This window comes from Mycobacterium sp. TH-M82 (assembly GCF_057473605.1).
The window spans coordinates 1-1,649 of sequence record NZ_JBYCKY010000043.1 but is presented as its reverse complement, the minus strand read 5'-3'; the positions used below and the strand labels follow the sequence as shown (position 1 = coordinate 1,649).

Here is a 1,649-nt window from a genome sequence, read left to right as displayed (position 1 = left end):
CGCGCAGCGCGATCCGTGGCGACCATCCCGCTTTCCGCAGCACGGAGACGTCCAGCAACTTGCGGGGTGTGCCGTCCGGTTTGCTTGAATCCCAGCGTGTTTCGCCGGAGTAGCCCACGGCGGCGGCGACCATCCCGGCGATCTCTGCGATGGAGTGGTCGACGCCGGTGCCCACGTTGACGTGCCCGGGTCCGTCGTAGTGCTCCAGCAGGAACAGCGACGCCGTGGCGAGGTCGTCGACGTGCAGCAGCTCGCGTCTGGGTATCCCGGTACCCCAGTTCGTAACCGAGGGGGCTCTGGCGGCTTTGGCCTCGTCGTAGCGGCGGATCAGCGCGGGCAGCAGATGCGAGCCGGTCGGCGAGAAGTTATCACCCGGGCCGTACAGATTTGTCGGCATGGCCGAGATCCACGCCAGCCCGTGCTGGCGCCGCACGGCCTGCACCTGCAGGATTCCGGCGATCTTGGCGATGGCGTAGGCGTCGTTGGTGGGCTCCAGCGGGCCGGTGAGCAGCGCGCTCTCCGGGATTGGTTGCGGACTGAGTTTCGGGTAGATGCACGAGGAGCCCAGGAAGAGCAGCCGCGGCACCCCGGCAGCCACGGCGGCGTCGAGCAAGTTGACCTGGATCTGCAGGTTCTCGGAGAGAAAATCGGCGGGATAGGTGCTGTTGGCCAGGATGCCGCCAACCCGGGCCGCCGCGTCGATCACCACCCGCGGCTTGGCGTCGAGCATGAAGTCGAACGTCGCGGCCCGATCGGTCAGATCGAGTTCCGAGCGTGCCCGCACCACCAGGTTGGTGAATCCCTCGGCGCGAAACGCGCGTACCAGCGCGGATCCCACCAGCCCGCGGTGTCCGGCGATGTAGACCGGTGCGGTCCGGTCGAGGGCGTCGGATACGTTGTCGGCGTTCATGTTTGGCCGGGAAGTGTCGGCGTGTCGATCCAGGGTCGGCCTTCGCACCCCAGCGCTGCGATGTCGGCGTCGACCATCAGCCGGGCCAGCTCGGCGGTGTGGACGGATGCTTTCCATCCGAGCTTCTCGGAGGCATTGGACGCATCGCCGATCAGTGAATCCACCTCGGTGGGCCGTAGGTAGCGTTCGTCGAACTTGATGTGCTCCCGCCAATCGAGCCCGGCATGGGCGAAAGCGGTTTGGGCGAACTCGCGCACGGTATAACCGCGCCCCGTCGCCAGCACGAAGTCCTCGGGCTCGGAAGCCTGCAGCATCCGCCACATCCCCTCGACGTACTCCGGCGCGTAGCCCCAGTCGCGGACCGCGTCGAGATTGCCCATGTAGAGCTCGGACTGGTGGCCGGCCTTGATCCGCGCAACCGCCCGCGTGATCTTGCGTGTTACGAAAGTCTCACCACGTCGGGGTGATTCGTGGTTGAACAGGATGCCGTTGACGGCGAACAGCCCATAGGCTTCCCGGTAGTTGCGCGTTGCCCAGTACGAGTAGACCTTCGCCGCGCCGTAGGGCGACCGCGGGTAAAACGGTGTCAGCTCGTTTTGGGGCGGCGGGGACGCCCCGAACATCTCCGAGGACGACGCCTGGTAGAAGCGGCAGTGCACCTTGGACAGGCGCACCGCCTCGAGCAGACGCATGGATCCCATGCCCGTGGTGTCACCGGTGTGCACCGGTTCGTCGAAAC

At 66.5% G+C, this 1,649-nt stretch carries 2 protein-coding genes; both read right to left on the bottom strand.

Annotated features, from left to right (window positions below):
• Positions 1-910 (bottom strand): GDP-L-fucose synthase family protein (locus tag AC2VON_RS01440; RefSeq protein ID WP_486951339.1); only part of this gene is annotated, 910 nt, incomplete at its 3' end.
• Positions 907-1,649: GDP-mannose 4,6-dehydratase (locus tag AC2VON_RS01435; protein WP_486951338.1), on the bottom strand; the 743-nt coding region annotated here is incomplete at its 5' end. The genes AC2VON_RS01440 and AC2VON_RS01435, both read right to left, overlap by 4 nt.